2 protein-coding genes are annotated in these 458 nt (G+C 35.8%); both read right to left on the bottom strand.

All coding sequences use genetic code 11. The features are described 5' to 3' along the window. On the bottom strand, positions 1 to 191 hold a 191-nt coding region (locus tag A3712_RS16220; RefSeq protein ID WP_157618788.1), incomplete at its 3' end, for a hypothetical protein. Beyond that, the gene (locus A3712_RS28910) at positions 184 to 432 is read right to left on the bottom strand and encodes a hypothetical protein (RefSeq protein ID WP_443083600.1); all 249 of its coding nucleotides are present in this window, start codon (positions 430 to 432) and stop codon (positions 184 to 186) included. The genes A3712_RS28910 and A3712_RS16220, both read right to left, overlap by 8 nt. Positions 433 to 458 lie beyond the last annotated feature (26 nt).

Below are 458 nucleotides of genomic sequence, written 5' to 3'. Positions count from 1 at the left end.
GCAGGAATTATTTCTTGTGACAATTTACGAGCCGCTTTAGACCTCTCTTTAAGTTGCTCTTCTAATTGTTTTATTTCTTCTTCTATGGCCGCTTGTTCAGCACATAGGTCAGACATTTCTTTTAATGAGTTATCACCTATACTAGGTGTTCTCGTAATATCTGACTCCATCTCTTCGAGTAAACTATTCATCTATCTCTCCTTTCTCGTAAAGATTAACTTCTACAGGATAGTATTTATACTCTCTCTTATCCCATTTCAAGCATTTAAATCTACCTCNNTTNTTTGAGGAAGCCACCGCACATGCAATACCAATGGCTGATGGATCNCCCATCAGTAAAAGATAATCATCNTCACTAAAATCTTTTAGTTTACTTTTTAATCTTCTTACTGTTGGAGCTGTACTTAATACTAATTGTGATCCCTCTGGCAATAACAATTCTAAGTCACCGTATTTCT

The organism is Vibrio sp. HI00D65 (assembly GCF_001635455.1).
In the GTDB taxonomy this organism is placed as follows: domain Bacteria; phylum Pseudomonadota; class Gammaproteobacteria; order Enterobacterales; family Vibrionaceae; genus Vibrio.
The sequence above is the reverse complement of the archived record's forward strand: the minus strand, read 5'-3'. Positions and strand labels throughout refer to the sequence as shown.